Source organism: Rhizobium sp. TRM95796 (assembly GCF_025779995.1).
Classification (GTDB): Bacteria; Pseudomonadota; Alphaproteobacteria; order Rhizobiales; family Rhizobiaceae; genus Rhizobium_E.
Genome location: NZ_JAOXHE010000001.1, coordinates 501,278 through 519,048, shown reverse-complemented (window position 1 = coordinate 519,048; position 17,771 = coordinate 501,278). Strand labels below are relative to the sequence as shown.

General features: G+C 61.3%; 15 protein-coding genes. 8 read left to right on the top strand and 7 right to left on the bottom strand.

The window, feature by feature from the left end:
- Positions 1-133: 133 nt before the first annotated feature.
- The 5 genes from OCK01_RS02510 (at position 134) to OCK01_RS02490 (ending at position 6,195) form a co-directional block, all read left to right on the top strand.
- Positions 134-2,695, top strand: coding sequence for a GcvT family protein (locus tag OCK01_RS02510; RefSeq protein ID WP_263822548.1), 2,562 nt, complete (start codon positions 134-136; stop codon positions 2,693-2,695).
- Between the two features lie 300 nt (positions 2,696-2,995).
- Positions 2,996-3,133, top strand: a complete 138-nt coding sequence (locus OCK01_RS26430) for a hypothetical protein (RefSeq protein ID WP_318530221.1) — start codon at positions 2,996-2,998, stop codon at positions 3,131-3,133.
- Positions 3,134-3,145: 12 nt separating this feature from the next.
- Entirely contained in the window at positions 3,146-3,460 is a 315-nt protein-coding gene (locus OCK01_RS02500; RefSeq protein WP_263822547.1) for an addiction module antidote protein, read from the top strand.
- A gap of 255 nt (positions 3,461-3,715) precedes the next feature.
- Positions 3,716-4,546, top strand: a complete 831-nt coding sequence (locus OCK01_RS02495) for a response regulator (RefSeq protein WP_182829126.1) — start codon at positions 3,716-3,718, stop codon at positions 4,544-4,546.
- A gap of 383 nt (positions 4,547-4,929) precedes the next feature.
- A complete protein-coding gene (locus tag OCK01_RS02490; protein WP_182829127.1) occupies positions 4,930-6,195 on the top strand; it encodes a diguanylate cyclase in 1,266 nt (421 codons plus the stop codon).
- A gap of 28 nt (positions 6,196-6,223) precedes the next feature.
- On the opposite strand, the gene OCK01_RS02485 is transcribed toward OCK01_RS02490, so the two are convergent.
- The 3 genes from OCK01_RS02485 to OCK01_RS02475 all read right to left on the bottom strand — a co-directional run bounded on the left by OCK01_RS02485 (position 6,224) and on the right by OCK01_RS02475 (position 9,266).
- Positions 6,224-7,270, bottom strand: coding sequence for a GlxA family transcriptional regulator (locus OCK01_RS02485; RefSeq protein ID WP_263822546.1), 1,047 nt, complete (start codon positions 7,268-7,270; stop codon positions 6,224-6,226).
- A gap of 236 nt (positions 7,271-7,506) precedes the next feature.
- Positions 7,507-7,707 carry a hypothetical protein gene (locus OCK01_RS02480; protein ID WP_263822545.1) on the bottom strand — a complete coding sequence of 67 codons (201 nt, stop codon included), beginning with the start codon at positions 7,705-7,707 and terminating at the stop codon, positions 7,507-7,509.
- A gap of 122 nt (positions 7,708-7,829) precedes the next feature.
- Positions 7,830-9,266 carry a coniferyl aldehyde dehydrogenase gene (locus tag OCK01_RS02475; protein WP_263822544.1) on the bottom strand — a complete coding sequence of 479 codons (1,437 nt, stop codon included), beginning with the start codon at positions 9,264-9,266 and terminating at the stop codon, positions 7,830-7,832.
- Positions 9,267-9,481: 215 nt separating this feature from the next.
- On the opposite strand from OCK01_RS02475, the gene OCK01_RS02470 reads away from it, so the two are divergent.
- Entirely contained in the window at positions 9,482-10,393 is a 912-nt protein-coding gene (locus tag OCK01_RS02470) for a LysR family transcriptional regulator (RefSeq protein ID WP_182829129.1), read from the top strand.
- 141 nt (positions 10,394-10,534) lie between these two features.
- Positions 10,535-12,607, top strand: coding sequence for a calcium-binding protein (locus OCK01_RS02465; RefSeq protein ID WP_263822543.1), 2,073 nt, complete (start codon positions 10,535-10,537; stop codon positions 12,605-12,607).
- A 280-nt stretch (positions 12,608-12,887) separates the two neighbouring features.
- Here OCK01_RS02465 and OCK01_RS02460 read toward each other — a convergent pair whose 3' ends face one another.
- Positions 12,888-14,927 (bottom strand): ASKHA domain-containing protein, encoded by a 2,040-nt coding sequence (locus OCK01_RS02460; protein ID WP_263822542.1) that lies wholly within the window; start codon positions 14,925-14,927, stop codon positions 12,888-12,890.
- Positions 14,928-15,194: 267 nt separating this feature from the next.
- On the opposite strand from OCK01_RS02460, the gene OCK01_RS02455 reads away from it, so the two are divergent.
- Complete coding sequence (locus OCK01_RS02455) at positions 15,195-15,491, top strand: hypothetical protein (RefSeq protein ID WP_263822541.1); 297 nt, start codon at positions 15,195-15,197, stop codon at positions 15,489-15,491.
- A gap of 25 nt (positions 15,492-15,516) precedes the next feature.
- On the opposite strand, the gene OCK01_RS02450 is transcribed toward OCK01_RS02455, so the two are convergent.
- From OCK01_RS02450 to OCK01_RS02440, 3 genes are all read right to left on the bottom strand, one after another.
- Positions 15,517-16,215, bottom strand: a complete 699-nt coding sequence (locus tag OCK01_RS02450) for an RES family NAD+ phosphorylase (protein ID WP_263822540.1) — start codon at positions 16,213-16,215, stop codon at positions 15,517-15,519.
- Complete coding sequence (locus tag OCK01_RS02445) at positions 16,209-16,622, bottom strand: MbcA/ParS/Xre antitoxin family protein (protein ID WP_263822539.1); 414 nt, start codon at positions 16,620-16,622, stop codon at positions 16,209-16,211. Before OCK01_RS02445 ends, OCK01_RS02450 begins: the two co-directional genes overlap by 7 nt.
- 180 nt (positions 16,623-16,802) lie before the next feature.
- On the bottom strand, positions 16,803-17,771 hold the full coding sequence (locus OCK01_RS02440) for a methyltetrahydrofolate cobalamin methyltransferase (protein ID WP_263822538.1): 969 nt from the start codon (positions 17,769-17,771) through the stop codon (positions 16,803-16,805).

Genomic DNA, 17,771 nt, shown 5'->3' with positions numbered 1-17,771 from the left:
GCGCTCAGGCGCGCCTTGGCGGCAAGAGATTTTCCCTCAGTCGTGCAGTTTGGGTAGAATGTCGCATTCAGGCTTTAACGACGTCGCCTGACCCCGTAAAATCCCCGCCAACAACAATCGGGGTTGCATGCACATGGCAGAGTTTCCGCAAAAGGCAAAAGTCGTCATCATCGGGTTGGGCGGCATCGTGGGGGCCTCCATCGCCCACCATCTCATCGAGCGCGGCTGGGACGACATCGTCGGCATCGACAAGTCGGGCATCCCCACCGATATCGGCTCGACGGCGCATGCGTCGGATTTCTGCTACACCACCAGCCATGACTATCTGTCGGTCTGGACGACGCAGTATTCGATCGATTTCTATGAGAAGATGGGCCATTACGCCCGCATCGGCGGTCTCGAAGTCGCCCGCACCGGCGACGAGACCTGGATGGAAGAGATCAAGCGCAAGCTGTCCTCCGCCAAGGCCTTCGGCACCCGCGCCCATTATGTCAGCCCCGCCGAAATCAAGACGCTCTTCCCGCTGATCGAGGAAGATCAGGTGATGGGCGGCATGTTCGACCCCGACGCCGGCCTCGTGGTGCCGCGCTCGCAGACCGTCGCCGGCAAGCTGATCGACGCGGCCGAGAAGACCGGCAAGCTCTCGGTGTTCTCCAACACGCCGGCGAAATCGCTGATCGTCGAAAACGGCCGCATCAAAGGCGTCGTCACCCATCGCGGCACGATCATGGCCGATCACGTCATCGTCTGCGCCGGCCTCTGGGGCCGCTTGATCGCCGAAATGGTCGGCGAAGACCTGCCGGTGATGCCGGTCGACCATCCGCTGACCTTCTTCGGTCCCTATAACGAGTTCGAAGGCACCGGCAAGGAAATCGGCTATCCGCTGCTGCGCGACCAGGGCAACTCCGCCTATATGCGCGACACCGGCGATCCCAAGACCACCGAAGGCGGCCAGATCGAGTGGGGCTATTACGAGACCACCAATCCGCGCATGTGCCATCCGCGCGAGCTGCTCGAAAAGCACGAGGCGCGCCTGTCGCCCTCGCAGCGCGACCTGGAAATGGAGCAGATCATCGAGCCGCTCGAGCGCGCGATGGAGCTGACGCCGATCCTCGGCGAACTCGGCTATAATGAGAGTCACAGCTTCAACGGTCTCTTGCAGGTGTCGGCCGCCGGCGGCCCGTCTTGCGGCGAGAGCCAGAAGGTTCGCGGCCTGTGGTATTGCGTCGCGATCTGGGTCAAGGACGGCCCCGGCTACGGCAAGCTGATCGCCGACTGGCTGACCGACGGCCGCACCGAGATCGACCACAACTCGATCGACTACGCCCGTTTCTATCCGCACCAGCTGACGGAAGAGTTCATCGCCAACCGCTGCTTCGAAGCGGCCCAGAAGATCTATTTCCCGGCCGTGCATCCGCGCGAGCCCTACGCCACCAGCCGCAACGCCAAGCGCTCGCCGATGTATGAGCGCGAAGTCGAACTCGGCGGCCACTTCATGGAGCTCGGCGGCTGGGAGCGCGCCCATGGCTACAAGGCCAATGAGCATCTGCTCGAAAAATACGCCGACCGCGTGCCGGTGCGCGCCAACGAATGGGACAACCGCCATTTCTGGCGCGTCTCCAACGCCGAACATCTGGCGATGAGCGAGGATTGCGGCATCGTCAATCTCAGCCATTTCCACATGGTCGACATCGAAGGCCCTGATCATGTCGAGCTGATGGAATGGCTCTGCGCCGCGAAAATCGGCGGCGACGCCAATATCGGCAAGGGCGTCTACACCCACTTCCTCGATGACGAGGGCATGGTGCGGGCCGACTTCACCGTGTTCCGCATGGCCGACCGCTGCCGCCTGGTGAACGGCGCCGACGCTGGCCCGCGCGACTTCCACTATATGAAGCGGGTCGCGGAGGATCGCGGCCTCGACGTGACCATCACCGATGTCAGCGAGAAGTACATCACCATCGGCATCTGGGGCCCCAACGCCCGCGACACGCTGAAGAAGGTGGTCGCCGATCCTGCCGGCCTCGACATCGAAAACTTCGCCTTTGCCGCCATCAAGCCGATCGAGATCGCCGGCAAGCATGTCACCGCCTTCCGCATCTCCTATGTCGGCGAGCAGGGCTGGGAACTGCATATGAAGTATGAGGACGGCCTCGCCGTCTGGGATGCGCTGCGCTCCACCGGCGTCATGGCCTTCGGCGTGGAAACCTACGCCAATTCCCGCCGCATGGAAAAGAGCCTGCGCCTGCAGAACGCCGACCTCCTGACGCAGTACAACCTGATCGAAGCCGATCTGGCGCGTCCGAAGGTCAAGGAAGCCGATTTCCGCGGCAAGGCCAAGCATCTCGAATACAAGGCCCGCGCGCATCAGCCCGCCATGCTCTGCACGCTGGTGATGACCGACAATGTCGACGCCTCGGGCGTGGCCCGCTACCCGGTCGGCACGCTGCCGGTCATGGATCCGGACACGGGCGCTGTGCTGGTCGACGAACTCGGCCGCCGCTCCTACACCACCTCCATCGCCTTCGGCCCGACGCTCGGCAAGAACATCGCGCTGGCTTACCTGCCCTGGGACTACTGCCAGGTCGGCCGCAAGCTGAATGTCGAGTATTTCGCCGAAACCTATCCGGTGGAAGTGGCGGCGGTGGGCTACAAGCCGCTGTATGACCCGGAAAATGTGAAGCCGCGGACGTAAGAGGCGTCAGGGTTTTGAGAGATATGAGCCCGCCGGTTGAGAGATCGGCGGGTTTTTTGTGTAGAATTTGCCAGCTTTATTGCTATTTTCAGTTGCTGACGTTGCGGCCAGCAATTTTTCTTGAAAAATCGTATCTTATGGGATACTAGGATCATGGATGTCCGACGCCATCCGTTTTTTGATCGCTGGCTACGCAGTGTGAGAGACCTACGTGCTGCTTCCAAAATCGCCTTGCGTCTCGAGCGCTAGGCGGACGGGAATTTTGGTGATTTCAAGTCACTCGGCGACAGTGTTGACGAAATGCGGATCGACCATGGTCCGGGTTACCGGATTTATTATGCACAGCTAGGCCGAACAATTGTGGTTCTTCTTTGCGGCGTAGACAAAAAACAGCCAGAAGCGACATTTTGGTCGCCAAGCGCTTGGCTCAGGATTTGAAGGATTGGCCCGATGATCTCCATTAAGGATCTTCCCCGGTTCGACGCCGCCGACTATCTCGGCAGCGCCGAAGGGCGCGCCGACTATCTGGCGCTGGCACTGGAAGAGGGCGATGCGGTCGAGATCCGCCGGGCGCTCAACACGGTGGCTCGCTCTCTCGGGATGTCCGCGGTCGCGGAGGAGGCCGGTCTCGGGCGGGAAAGCCTGTATAAGGCGCTCGGCGAAAGCGGCAATCCGGAATTCGCCACCATTCTCAAACTGATGAAGGCGATGGGGTTGAAACTGTCGGCGTTGCCGATCGCGAAATCTGAAGGGGAGGAGGGGTAGGCGCGGTTCAAGGCTCCAACGGCATTTCGACCTGTACTGATGTCGTGCACGGCCCCTCATCTCCAATCCGCTACGCTGACAAAGCGATCTCGTATCCTTCGCCCGCTAACCCGCCGGTAACGTTAAATCCACGCCACGCCCGCGTCCTGCCCATTCAGCATCCTTGCTCGCCGTTTATCAGCCGTTGCTTAACCGAATTTCAAAAGCTTGCTGTTAAACGGTTTTAGAGGGGCGCTATCCAGACAAGGGGCTTTTATGGATTTCCTGGGTGTTTCCGGAATGCACTATTCCGGCGTGTCGTTGAAGGGCAGCCGCGTGATCGTCGCCGAAGATTCGGCGGTGTTCACGTCGATGATCAAGCAGCGGATGAAGGAACTGCTTGAGATCGATGTCGAGATCTGCCGCGACTTCGAGGAGATGCAGAAGGCCAACGAGACGTCGGATGAGGAAATCCTGCTGGCGATCTCGAACATGAACCTGCCGGGGGCGGAGAAGGGCGAGGCGCTGAACTATCTCGTCGATGTCGGCATTCCCACCATCGTGTTCACCGGCACGCTGCAGGACGCCACGCGCGACAAGCTGCTCGCCAACCAGATCGTCGATTATATCCTGAAGGACAGCGTCTTCGCCGTCGACATGCTGGTCGAAGCCGCCTGCCGTTTCCTGACCAATCACCACCACCATGTGCTGATCGTCGACGACAGCCAGACGGCGCGGGCGCTTCTGACGACGCGCCTGAAGCGCTACAACTTCAAGGTCAGCGTCGCCGACAGCGGCCAGAAGGCGCTGGAAATCCTCAAATCCAATCGCGACATCAACCTGGTGATCACCGATTACAACATGCCGGATATAGACGGCTTCGAACTGACCCGGCGCATCCGCTCCCATATCGGTTCGAACGAGATCCGCATCATCGGCGTGTCGTCGTCCACCGACCGGCTGTTGTCGGCGCGGTTCCTCAAGGCCGGCGGCAACGATTTCATGCTGCGTCCGTTCATCGACGAGGAATTCTATTGCCGCGTCAATCAGAACCTCGATACGCTGGCGCAGATGAAGTTCATGCTGGATCGCCAGAAGCGCGCCTGAGCGCGGAAATCGACTGCGGCGGCCGGGCGAATTCGATGTTTGGACGCCGTCTTTTCCATCAGCTGATATGAATATAAATTCAAGGCCGCCGCATGTTCATGCTTCCCTCATAGGATGTGTCTCGCCTGATCATTTTTGGTGGCATTTCGCGAATATCCCGAATTTCCCCAAGGGCCCGACAGCTGCTTTACGTTGCGTTAAGAGGTGACCCCCATATTTTAATCACATGAGCAGGGGTTGCAATTATCGGATGTAGATCCGCTCGGCCCCACCGATCGCCGCTGCGATCGATGTTTTCGTTGTTTGAGGGGTGGGCCCTGTCATTGTTGTGGGATCCGACACGAAGCGCCGGAAGTGCGGCAGCGAAGCGGTCAGGCCGTATCTTGCTCGTCGAAGACACGCGCTTTTATTCCACCGCCATCCGCGATCGGCTGGAGCGGCGGCTGAACAGCGATGTTCATCACAGCCCGACGCTCGCCGGCGTCATGCGATTGATCGAGGCCGAGGGCGACGCTTTCGACCTCGCGATCCTCGACCTCTGCCAGGCCGACGCCGCCAATGGCGAGGCGCTGGATTTCGTGATGAGCCGCGGCATCCCTTCGATCGTGTTCAGCGGCATTTCCAGCGACCGCAAACGCGACGAGTTGCTTGCCCGCGAGGTGGTGGATTATGTTCCGAAATGCTCCTCGGGCTCCATCGATCTTCTCGTCCGCGCCGTCGAGCGGTTCCTGTCCTATGCATCCGCTTCCATCCTGGTCTATGATCAGCGCGGGTCGCGCTCGCCATTAATCGAGAACCTCGAGGGTGGAGCGCATCCGTTCACCGTCGCGTCGCGCGAGAGCGAAGTCATGCGCATCCTCGATCATTCCGACGGGGTGCAACTGGCGCTGATCGATGCGGATGTCGGCATGGGCGCATGCGCCGCCTTCATCGACCGCGTCCAGCAGCGCTATCCGCAGGATCGGCTGCGGATCATCGGCTTTTCCACGCGTCAACGCGACGGCGACGTGGCGGAGTTCTTTCGCGCCGGTGGAGACGACTTCGTTCATCTGCCGGTCGTGACGTCCGAGTTGCTCGGCCGCATCGATCACATGCTGGCGATGCAGGCGCATATTCACGCGCTGCGGCGCATGGCGTCGCGCGACTACCTCACCGATCTCTACAATCGCAGGTATTTTTACGAACTCGGACCGAAGATGGTCGAAACAGGGCTACGCCAGGGGCAGGCGCTCGCCATGGGCCTGCTCGACATCGATCACTTCAAGCGGCTCAACGACACCTATGGGCATGAGATCGGCGACGTGGTGCTGAAGTCGGTGGCAAAGCGCCTGGTGCAACATGTCGCCAACTCGACGCATATCGCGGCGCGGCTCGGCGGCGAGGAATTCGGCGTGTTGTTCGTCGGGCTCGACATCGAGCAGGCGCTCGCCTCCTGCGAGAAGCTGCGCCAGGATATCGGCGATATCCGCATCGTGGTCGGCGACGAGGAAATTTCCGTCACCGTCTCGATGGGATTGGCGGCGATCAGCGACGAGGAAAGCTTCGACAACTATTTGAACGCCGCCGACCAGTATCTTTATCTCGCCAAGAATTCCGGCCGCAATCGGGTGTTCTCGGACTATCAGGTCGCCCGCATGGCGGCGGCCTGACGTTCGAACGCCCGGATGTCCGGCGTCGTCACATGACGGCGCCGTTGACGCTCGGCATGGTGGCGAGTTGCTTGCGATCGGCGCGCTCCTGCTGCGGCGAGCGGCCGTAGAGTTCGCGGTAACATTTCGAGAAATGCGAGGCCGAGACGAAGCCGCAGGCGACCGCCACTTCCACCACCGGCATCGACGATTGCACCAGCAGATGGCGGGCGCGATCGAGACGGATTTCGAGATAATAGCGCGCCGGCGAACGGCCCATTTCCTGGCGGAACAGTCGTTCGATCTGGCGACGCGACAGGCCGGCCTTGTCGGCGATGTCGACCAGCGACAAGGGCTCGGCGAGGTTGTTTTCCATGATCTCGATGATCGACAGGACCTTGGAGTTCTGCACGCCGAGGCGAGCCCTGAGCGGCAGGCGCTGGCGATCCGTCGCAGAGCGGACGCGATCGGTGAGATGCTGTTCGCAGACGCGATTGACAAGATTGTCGCCGAAATCCTCGCGGATGAAATAGAGCATCATGTCCAGCGAGGCGGTGCCGCCGGCGCAGGTGTAGACATTGCCGTCGATTTCGAACAGATCGGCATGCACATCCGCCTGCGGGAAGGCCTCGGCGAAGCCCGGAAGGTTTTCCCAGTGGATGGCGCAGCGCTTGTTGTTGAGCAGACCCGCCTGGGCCAGCACATGCGCTCCGGTGCACAGGCTGCCGACCGCGATACCCCGGTTGAAGACTTCGCGCAGATAGGCGTTGACCGACTTGTTGCGGAAATCCTCGACATAGATGCCCGAGCACATCAGCACCATGTTGGGACGGTTTTCGCCCGTCAGGTTCTTGCGCTCGTCCATCAGCGACGTCTTGGCTTCCAGGCCGATCCCGGACGAGGAATAGACCTTCTGCCCATCGACCGAACAGAGCCGCCATTGATAGGCCTCGTAGCCCAGCATGCGGTTGGCGATGCGCAGCGTCTCCACGGCGGCGGAGAAGGGCAGCATGGTGAAATTGGGCACCAGGAAGAAGACGATCGTCCGCTTCACCTGCTGTGTCTTCTTGGAAACGGAGTAGCTTTCGGGCCGCATGGCAGGTGAATCCTCGTCTGTCGCTGAGAAACAAAGTGGTCTGAATGCGTCACTTTGCAATGGCCTTATGGCGACAGTTTATATCTTTTTTGCGGCGGCGAGATTTTGTTCCATGTTTCGGAGCTTATATTTCCACGCAGGCAGGCGGATTTTCTCTTTGGGAAATAAGGATTCCTCAAAAGAAAAGGGACCCGGTTTTGTCGCCGGATCCCTGATATCGATGGCGTCGGGCGGCGTCACTTCTCATTCATGCGCTCCGCGCCAGGAAACCCGACGTCCTTCATGACGTCGAAAGGAACGTTTTCGAGCGACAACAAATCCTGACGGGCGCGCCAACGCTCTGAAATGCCGTACAGAAATGATGCGGCGAAGGCGCGTGCCCGGTGCAGCGCGCCGTGCGAACCCGTAAAACCGGTCTCTAGACTGGACAAAGCCATGATGAAACTCCTTTCCGCTTTGCTGACAGTCGGAGTATCGCGCTGTCCAATCCATAAGACAAACGAATATATGTGAACCTAGATATCAGTAATTTTGACGTATCGCGCTGGGGTCGTCGGCCTCACGCAAACTTCTGCAGAATTGCGAGCATGCGCCGGGCCAGCGCGCCGTAAGGAGGATAGAGTAGACCGCCGGCGCCGAAACGGGATTGAATGAAGACCGGTTTTTCCTTGCTGAGCGCCCTGAACCCATGTTCGCCGTGATAATGGCCGTAACCGGAGGCGCCTACGCCGCCGAACGGCAATCCGTCCTGGGCGAGATGCAGGATGACGTCATTGACGGTGACGCCGCCGGAGATCGTATTGGCCAGAACCTGGTCGCGAATACGTGCATCCTCGCCGAACCAGTAGAGCGCCAGCGGTCTTTCACCGTCGTTGACCTGCGAGATCGCATCCTCCACGCGGTCATAGGGCAGGATGGGCAGAAGCGGACCGAAAATCTCCTCCCGCATCACCGCCATCTCCTTCGTCGCATTCAGGATCAGGGCCGGGGGTAGGATGCGGTTCGCGTCATCGGGTTCGCCGAGCCAGATCACCTCCGCGCCCTGTTGCCGCGCCTCGGCGGCGATCTGCTTCAGCCGTTCATAATGCCGGGGGGCGATGATGCTGGTGTAATCCGGATTTTGGGAGAAGGACGGATATTGTTGCAGCATCGCCGCCTTCAGCGCCTCGACCGTTTCTCCGAGGCGCGCGCGCGGGGTGAGCACATAATCGGGCGCGACGCAGGTCTGGCCGGAATTGAGGAGCTTTCCCCAGGCCAGCCGGTCGGCCGTGCGCCTCATGTCGGCAGAGGCGTCGATGATGGCGGGGGACTTGCCGCCGAGTTCGAGGGTGACGGGGGTGAGATTGCGCCCGGCGACTTCTGCGACTTTTCGGCCGACGCCGGTCGATCCGGTGAAAATCAGGTGGTCGAAGGGCAAGGCGGTGAAAGCGGCAGCCACATCCGCCCCGCCGGTGACGACAGTCACTTCGTCGTCGCGAAACGTCTCCGCAACAGCGCGGGCCAGCGCGGCGCCGAAGGCCGGGGTATATTCGGAGGGCTTCAGCATGGCCCGATTGCCGGCGGCGAGCGCCCCGACCAGCGGGCTCAGAAGCAGTTGCAGCGGATAATTCCACGGCGCGATGATGCCGACCACTCCGAGCGGCTGGCGATGGATATGGGCGCGACCGGGCTGGAACGCCCAGGAAACGCCGACGCGTTCGGGCTTCATCCATGATTTGAGATGTCGCCGCGCATGGCGCAAGGCCGCGCGCACGGTCATGGTTTCGGTCAAGCCTGTCACGATGGCGTCACGACGGCCGAAGTCGGCGTCTATGGCGCGGGCGAAGGCGTCCTGGTGGGCGACGAGCAGCCTTTCTAGACGGTCGAGCCGGTCACGCCGCACAGCGAAAGACGGCGACATGTCTCCCCGATAGGCCATTTGCTGCCGGGCGAGCAGGGTGGTCAGACTCTGCATATCTGCATCCGCGACCTGCGGCGTCTCCTGATGAATCGTCACTCGTTTCCTCCCGGCTCATTCGGCGCTCTTTCAAACATGAGCATATATCAGTATTTGCGTGCCGGACTAGGCCGTCGTCAAGAGCGCGCGTGACGAGGATTGTCGACCGGACAGCGAGGTCGTCAAGACGAGGGATTGACGAAAATCTGGAATTGAGGTTCAATGAAACGCAATGAAGCAGCTTCATTTGTGAGATTTTCTGAAGGGTCGACCCGATGGCTTCGCAGATCGCCTCCACGCTCCCGACACTCGAGCTCGATATTCTCAAGACATTCGTCGCGATCGCCGACACCGGCAATTTCACCACCGCCGCCGAACGCGTGTTCCGGACGCCGTCGGCGGTGTCGATGCAGATCAAGAAACTCGAGGATCAACTCGGCGTCAGCCTGTTTCGGCGAGACGCGCGCTCGGTGACCCTGACGCATCATGGCGAGGTGCTGCTCGGCTATGCCCGGCGCATGCTGGCGATGAATTACGAAGTGGTGTCGCGTTTCGTCACGCCGGACATGGCGGGCGTGGTCAGGCTCGGGTCTCCCGACGATATCGGCACGCTGATGCTGCCGGCGATTCTCAAGCATTTCGGCGAAATGTTTCCGTCGCTCGCCGTCGACGTGACGATCGACAATTCCGTGCCGCTGCGGAGAGCGCTGGCGGAGGGCAAGCTCGACCTGACTTTGTTCAATTTCCTCGATCCCAGTATTTCGCCCAATCCCGCCGAACGGGTGATGACCGAGCAACTGGTCTGGGTGGGCAAGAAGAACGGCCGGGCGCATCTGCGTGATCCGCTGCCCCTGTCGGTGTGGAACGAAGGCTGCATCTGGAGGAAGCGCGCCATCGAAGAATTGACCCGTTCGGCGCGGCCGTTTCGCATCGCCTATTTCTGCGGACATCATATGGGGCAACTCGCCGCGATCCAGGCCGACCTCGCCATTGCGCCGCTGGCCCGCTTCATGGTGCAATCCGACATGACCGTGCTCGGCGAGGCCGAAGGGCTCCCGAATATGGGCCATTACGATATCGGTCTCGCGGTCGGCGAAGAGGCGTCCGCGCCGGTGAGGGCGGTCGCCGATTATATCCGAATGACGCTCGCCGATCGCGGCCTGGAGCGCCTGACGGCAGCGGCGTAAACTGCCCTTGTCGCCGGGTTCGCTCCTTCCCGTGTGGACGAGGGCGCGCTTCCTGGACCTCGGCAGTCATCAGACTGTCATCCGTCCGACATAGATGATCATCGTTTTCAAGATAAACCCTCTTCAACTCATGGGTAAACGATGACCACCACCACTGTTGCCGCCTCCACGACCCTCGCCGCTCGCCTCAGCATGTCCGGCGAAGACATTTTGACCGTCGATGCCGGCGGCGTGTTCAGCGTTTCAGCCAATTCGCAGACCGTACGCTTCAACGGCGCGACCGATGGGGCTTCGATCGTCAACAACGGGCTGATCGAGAACACCGCCGAAGAAGGCCGCGCCATCCGCTTTGAAACCTCGGTCGGCGCGACGCTCTCCGCCATGATCGAGAACAATGGCCAGATCGAAAGCGACGACGACGCGATCCAGATCCAGGCGGGCGCAGTGACCTCTGGGCAGGTGACGATCACCAACACCGGCGACATCGAATCCGCCACCGGCCAGGCGATCGATTTCGCGGGCGGCGCCGGCGGCTTCATCACCGCGGTGGTCAACAGCGGAGCCATCCTCGGCGCCACGAACGACGGCGTCCGCGTCGGCGGCGTCGGCGACATCGACAATTCCGGCACGATCTATGGCGGCAGCGGCGACGACCTGATCGAGAACGCCGACGGCATCCAGTTCGAAGAGGGCGCTTCCGGTTCGGTGAACAATTTCGCCGGCGTCATTCTGGGAGACCGGCACGGCGTCAACGCCGATGAAGACACCGTCATCACCGTCGACAATGCCGAGGGCGCAGAAATCACCGGCCGCAACGGTTCGGGCGTCGGTTCCGACGGCTCCGCCACCGTTACTAATCATGGCGTGATCACCGGCAGCTACACCGAAGGCGTCGACATCAATGGTCCCGAAGGGGAAGTCGCCGACGGCGTGTTCGACGGCGACGGCGACGGCGTCGACATCGATTTCGAGGCGACGATCCACAATTACGGCGTGATCCAGGGACTGGGCGCGAATGGCAACGGCTCGGACGGCTTTGAGAACACTTCCGAAGGCATCGCGGCCGGCGGCGGCGCGATCAACAATTACGATGGCGCGACTATCAGCGGTCTCGGCCTCGGCATCCTGATCGACGACAGCTCGCGCGGCAATGCGTTCTATCTGACCACGATCGTCAACGAAGGTTCGATCACCGGGGTCGAGGACACCGGCGTCAAGATCGTCAGCGACCTCGACGACACGATCAGCAATGCCGGAACGATCACCGGCGGCAATGGAATGGCGGTGATCTTCGGATCCGGCGACAACGTCTTTGCGATGACCGGGGACCATGCGCTGGTCGAAGGCAGCGTGATCGGCGGCGACGGCGTCGATACGCTGGATTACAGCGATTACGCGGGCGCGGTGACCATCAATCTGGCGACGGGCGCGGCTAACGCGATCGATTCGATTTACGGCTTCGAGGTCGTCGTGGGCGGCGCGCTTTCCGACACGCTGACCGGCTCGGCGAATGCCGACACGCTGCAGGGCGGTGCGGGGCTGGATTCGCTGTTGGGCGGCGCCGGCAACGACAATCTGTTCGGCGGCGACGGCAAGGATACACTGAATGGCGGCCTCGGCGACGACACGCTGCAGGGCGGGGCGGGCAACGACGTCTATATGCTGACCAACGCCGATGGCGACGTGATCCTCGAAGACGGCGACGCCGGCGTCGACATGATCGTCACCGCCTTTTCGATCGACCTCGGCGGCTACGCCAATGTCGAGAATGTGGACCTGAACGGCAAGAGGGCCTCGGACATTGAAGACAACGATCTCGACAATGTCCTGCGCGGCAACAACCGGTCGAACGACATCCACACCGGCCTCGGCAATGACAAGCTCTATGGCGAGGGCGGCAGCGACCTGTTTCACTTCGCCGCCTTCGGCGCCGAGAATTCCGATCGCCTGATGGATTTCGACGGCAACGACGCCGTTGCGCTGGACCGCTCGGTGTTTTCCGGCCTCGCGCGCACGGCCGGCCATCTGGTCGCCTCCGATTTCGTCGCGGGCGCTGCAGCCAAGATCGCCGACGAAGCCGTCGTCATCTACAATTCCAAGACCGGCATTCTGTCCTATGACGCCGACGGCAAGGGCGGCGACGCCGCCGAGGCGATCGCCTTCATCGGCAGGAAGCTCGAGAATTTTGACTTCAACGACATCCTGCTGCTCTGAAACACAAATATGTGCTTAAAGTGAAGCGACTCCCCGGCCGTCTGTCGGGGAGTTTTTCATTCGGCCGTAACAGGTTTGAGCGCGTCGCCTGCAGCGCTCGCCGGCGCAGCGCACGATTGAGGCTGGACGGCGCGTCATGCATCTGTCACAAGGCGCGCGGGATGCGACTGCCGTTAACTTTAGAACGGGGTCGGGCTGCTGATTGACGTCAGGCGGCTGCCGCGAGACCACGCTGGCCGTCCCGCTTTCTCCTCCCTATCGTATCCGACCGCGCCGTCTCTCAGCCGCGGCTGCGTCTGCGGCGGCGGCCGCCGTCTTCGCCGCCATCCTGATTGACTGCCTTCTTTTCCGGCAGCGTCACCACCTTGGCGAGTTCGGGGAAGGGGTCCACCTTGTTGGGCATGGCCATGGCGTCGATGAACAGCTGTTGGAAATGCGGCTCGAGCGCGGTCTCGATCTTCTCGATCTTCTTGACGGTCGCCTCGATCTCGCGGCGATGATCGCGGTTGAGCAGCGCCATCAGCGCGCCGGTGCCGGCGGCGTTGCCGACCGCCTTGACCTCGGTGAGTTCGCAATCCGGGATCAGGCCCAGCACCATAGCGTATTTCGGATCGATGAACGAGCCGAAGGCGCCCGCGAAGCGGATCGTGTCGACCTTGTCGACGCCCTGCTTTTCCATCAAGAGCTTGATGCCGGCATAGAGCGCCGCCTTGGCGAGCTGGATGGCGCGGATGTCGTTCTGAGTCACCGTGATCTTCGGCTCGCCGTCGCGCAGCAGATAGGAGAAGGTGCGGCCATTGGCGATGATGCGGTGGCTCTTTTCCGCCATGGCGCCGTCGACGACGCCGTCTTCGGAGATCACCCCTGACAGATACATTTCCGCCACGACCTCGATAATGGCCGAGCCGCAGATGCCGGTGACGCCCACCGCGGCGGCGGCTTCCTCGAAGCCGTCTTCATCCGACCATTTGTCGACGCCGATGACGCGGTATTTCGGCTCCAGCGTGACCGTATCGATGCGGACGCGCTCGATGGCGCCTGGTGCGGCGCGCTGGCCGCAGGAGATTTCCGCGCCTTCGAAGGCCGGGCCGGTCGGGGAGGAGGCCGCGACGACGCGCTCGCGATTGCCGAGCACGATTTCGGCATTGGTGCCGACATCGACCAGCAGCATCATCTTGTCCTGGCGATAGGGGCCCTCAGACAGCGTCGCGCCGGCGGCGTCGGCTCCGACATGGCCGGCGATGCAGGGCAGCATATAGAGCCGCGCGCCGCGATTGATGTCGATGTCGATGTCCGAGGCCCAATATTGCAGCGCGCCCGACACGGCCAGCGCGAAGGGGGCCTGACCCAGTTCGGTCGGATCGATGCCGACGAACAGGTGATGCATGATCGGATTGGCGACGAAGACGGAATCGAGGATGTCGTGGCGGTCGACGCCGCCTTCTTCGCAAACTTTGCCGATCAGCCCGTTGACCGCTTCGCGGACGGCCTTGGTCATGGCCTCGCGGCCATCGGGGTTCATCATCACATAGGAGACGCGGCTCATCAGATCCTCGCCGAAGCGGATCTGCGGATTGGAGGCGCCGGACGAGCCGACGATCCGTCCCGACAGCAGCGACACAAGATGCATGGCGATGGTGGTCGAGCCGATATCGCAGGCGATGCCATAGGCCTCGTTCTTGAGGCCCGGCCACAGGCCGACGATGAAGGGGCGCGAGGAATCCATGTCGCGATGGATGGCGGCAGTCACGCCCCATTCGCCCTTGCGCAGGATCGACTGGATCTGCGGAATGAGATGCGGCGCGATCAAGAGATCCTTCCAGCCCCAATCCTTTTCGAGCACGGCCTTCAGGCGATCGAGATCGCCGAGCGGCTTGTGCATGTCGGGTTGTTCGACCTCGACGTAACAGAGCTGGACGGCGGCGTTGCGTTCGATGACGCGGTCGGATGCCGCCTTGCGCACCACCTGCGCATTGACCACCGTGTCCTGCGGCACGTCGATGACGAGGTCGCCCTGCACTGTGGCGGAACAGGAAAGGCGGCGTCCCTCCGGCAGGCCGCGGACGCGGTCGTAACGCTCTTCCTTGGGGCCGATGGGAGAAATATGGTCGTTGGAGGAGGTGATGCCGTGCTTGGCGAAATTGCCCTCCTGCACCTCGACCTGGCAGCGGCCGCAGGTGGCGCGTCCGCCGCAGACGCTTTCGACATAGACACCCAATTGTCGCGCCGCCTCGAGAACCGGCGTGCCGATGGCAAAACGGCCGCGCTTGCCCGAGGGCATGAAGAGGACGAGGGGGTCTTTTTCGAATGCGTCTGTCATGATCTTCTTTCCGGCGTCTTCAAGGGACGGGGATTGAGGGCTGGGTCACGGCAGCATGCCCGCGACGCGGCAGTGATAGTTGTCTATTCCCGACATGAAAAGATCACCGGGCGGAAAATTGGTGGCGGTCTCACGTCAAGGAATTGCAGTACGCCTTGCTCAAGCAGTCGGAGGAGGTGATAAAAGCTGGTTGAATAAGTCATTGGGGGCTGAGGATTGGAAGAGTTCGCGAAGTGGCTTACGGATCATGGGCCGTAAATTACAGTAGTGGTCCCGCTGATCGCGTTTGCGGGATCAGCTTTTGCATACGTTATTAAATTGTTCTTGGACCTGGCCGATCGACGTAAGGCGCACTTTTTGGAGCTGGTTGCACTGCTTGATCAACAAGGGACATTGGCAGGCAAACTGGCAGCAGTTTATCAACTAAGTACATATAGCCGCGATTCAGACAAAGAGTTTCTGATCCGCTTATTCGATAACAGAGATAAAATTATTGAGGGAGCGTCTGCGGACATTCTTAAAGAAGAAATGCGAATTGCAGCCGAAAAATTGAGATCTGTTTAGAAGCAAGAACATAAAGCACTTAGGGCTAATTTACCGCAAGAATCGTCTGGATGCCATACTGCCGCACATAATCCACCCGGGAGCCGTCCCAGTGGTAGCAATAGTGCCGCCCCTGGATGGGGATAGGAATGATATCAGGCCAGAAGACGCCTATGCAGCGTTGGTCCGCCATCCTGACGCTGTTCCACAAAAGACCGTTGCTGCCCGCCGCCCGGAGCCCGCGTCCCTCGACTTGGGAGGCAGAGTAATCATCGGGGTGCAGGACGTCGGGCACGGCATTCACGTCATCGAGGACCTGATCGACGCTGCCCACCAGGACCCGAAAGTCGGAGGTCCATCCTGGAGATTGGGCGGTCGCACGCATGAAGCTCTGATGATGATGGATCGTCTCGGCGAGAGCGACGTCTTCGCTTTCGCCGGCATAGTAAATCCCATAGCTCCCGTCTGTGAAGCGTCCGGGGCGCGCTGTCGAGCAATGGACGAACGGCGCCATCACATAGCTGGCGCCGATTCCTGACACGCGCCGATGCGCCGGCACTTTCCCGAGATCGCCCACCTCGAACCGGATGCGCGGATTGGTCTTCGCCTCCACAGCGACGAGGAGCTCCCAGTCGCGGGGATCGGCGATGTCCTCAAACAGATTGATCGGCGGATAAATGGATCGGATGATGCGATAGGTCTTCGGCCACCGCACCTGAGTGGGGACAGAGAGACCACTCACCATGCGCTTCGCTCGGCGTCGAGCCATTCGCGCATCACGGCCAGATCAGAGAGTTCGCCGCCCAACATTACCTCCAGCGCTGATTTGCCGCCAAAGGCGGCATTGGGAGCCTTGATCCAGTCATATCCTCTGGCGGGTTCCTTGAACACATAACGCAGCCCTTTGTGGATCCCCATTAGGTGCGCCATGCGCATCTTCAGGTCTCTCGGGATGCGTCCGGCATTGCCCTCTTTCCAACGCGCCCAAGTGCGTGGCGACAGTCCGCCCAGCAGTGTGCATGCCTGCGCGTCGGTGATCTTCCATGCGCTAAAGAGGTTCACCGTCGTACGGGCGAGCGCGGCTGCCTCGCTATCCGAGATTTCAGTCGATCCGATTTCAAATGGTGTCACAGAGATTGGCTGGAGCTGCATGGCATCCTCTCTTTCTGGCATAAATATAATGCATTTCCGCCAAATGGCAAATGTGCTGCATAGGCCATATCATGGCCTAGAAAGCCGGACGCGCGTTTTCGTATGGCGCTAGATCAAGCAATAACGAAAAAAGCCCGGCGCTTTCGCAACCGGGCTTTCCAAAAGTCAAAGGCGTTGCGCTTACTCCGTCGCAGCCCCACCACCCACGCGGGCTGCGCGGCCGCCGCGACGGCCGCCGCCGGTCGAGGCCGATGCCGGGGACGGAGCAGGCGCTGCGCCGCCTTCGGCGGGCTTGTAGTCGCGATAGGTCTTGATCCAGTTGTAGCAGTTCTCGTCGGTGCCGTTGAGAACGTTGGCGGCGCGCACGGCTTCCATTTCGGCCGGGCGGCAGGGGTTCATGATGGCGGAGGTCATGCCGGCGCCGATGACCATCGGGATGAAGCCGGCATTGATGCCATGGCGATGCGGCAGGCCGAAGGAGATGTTGGACAGGCCGCAGGTCGTGTTGACCTTGAGCTCTTCGCGCAGGCGACGCACCAGCGCGAAGACCTGAAGACCGGCCGAACCGACGGCGCCGATCGGCATCACGAGCGGGTCGACGACGATGTCATAGGGCTTGATGCCGTAATCGGCGGCGCGTTCGACGATCTTCTTGGCGACGGCGAAGCGGACGTCCGGGTCCTGCGAAATACCGGTTTCGTCGTTGGAGATGGCGACCACGGGGACGTTGTACTTGGCGCAGAGCGGCAGGATGGCTTCGAGCTTTTCTTCCTCGCCGGTGACGGAGTTGACCAGCGGACGGCCCTTGGCGACCTTGAGGCCGGCTTCGATGGCTGCGGTCACCGAGCTGTCGATGGCGAGCGGCACATCGACCAGGCCTTGGACGATTTCGAGCGTCTGGATCAGCAGGCCCGGTTCGGTTTCGTTCGGGTTGACCGAGGTCACGCCGGCATTGATGTCCAGCATGGTGGCGCCGGCGGCGACCTGTTCGAGCGCGTCCTTGATGACGGTTTCGAAATTGCCGGCCTGCATTTCGGCGGCCAGCTTCTTGCGGCCGGTCGGGTTGATGCGCTCGCCGATGACGCAGAAGGGCTGGTCGAAACCGATGATGATTTCCTTGGTGGCGGAAGCAACGATGGTGCGGGTCAT

Excerpts from the sequence above, each read along its gene's own strand:
- OCK01_RS02510 (WP_263822548.1), top strand. The coding sequence starts at position 134 with ATGGCAGAGTTTCCGCAAAAGGCAAAAGTCGTCATCATCGGGTTGGGC.
- OCK01_RS26430 (WP_318530221.1), top strand. The coding sequence starts at position 2,996 with ATGCGGATCGACCATGGTCCGGGTTACCGGATTTATTATGCACAGCTA.
- OCK01_RS02500 (WP_263822547.1), top strand. The coding sequence starts at position 3,146 with ATGATCTCCATTAAGGATCTTCCCCGGTTCGACGCCGCCGACTATCTC.
- OCK01_RS02495 (WP_182829126.1), top strand. The coding sequence starts at position 3,716 with ATGGATTTCCTGGGTGTTTCCGGAATGCACTATTCCGGCGTGTCGTTG.
- OCK01_RS02485 (WP_263822546.1), bottom strand. The coding sequence starts at position 7,270 with ATGCGGCCCGAAAGCTACTCCGTTTCCAAGAAGACACAGCAGGTGAAG.
- OCK01_RS02480 (WP_263822545.1), bottom strand. The coding sequence starts at position 7,707 with ATGGCTTTGTCCAGTCTAGAGACCGGTTTTACGGGTTCGCACGGCGCG.
- OCK01_RS02470 (WP_182829129.1), top strand. The coding sequence starts at position 9,482 with ATGGCTTCGCAGATCGCCTCCACGCTCCCGACACTCGAGCTCGATATT.
- OCK01_RS02465 (WP_263822543.1), top strand. The coding sequence starts at position 10,535 with ATGACCACCACCACTGTTGCCGCCTCCACGACCCTCGCCGCTCGCCTC.
- OCK01_RS02460 (WP_263822542.1), bottom strand. The coding sequence starts at position 14,927 with ATGACAGACGCATTCGAAAAAGACCCCCTCGTCCTCTTCATGCCCTCG.
- OCK01_RS02450 (WP_263822540.1), bottom strand. The coding sequence starts at position 16,215 with ATGGTGAGTGGTCTCTCTGTCCCCACTCAGGTGCGGTGGCCGAAGACC.
- OCK01_RS02445 (WP_263822539.1), bottom strand. The coding sequence starts at position 16,622 with ATGCAGCTCCAGCCAATCTCTGTGACACCATTTGAAATCGGATCGACT.
- OCK01_RS02440 (WP_263822538.1), bottom strand. The coding sequence starts at position 17,771 with ATGACCCGCACCATCGTTGCTTCCGCCACCAAGGAAATCATCATCGGT.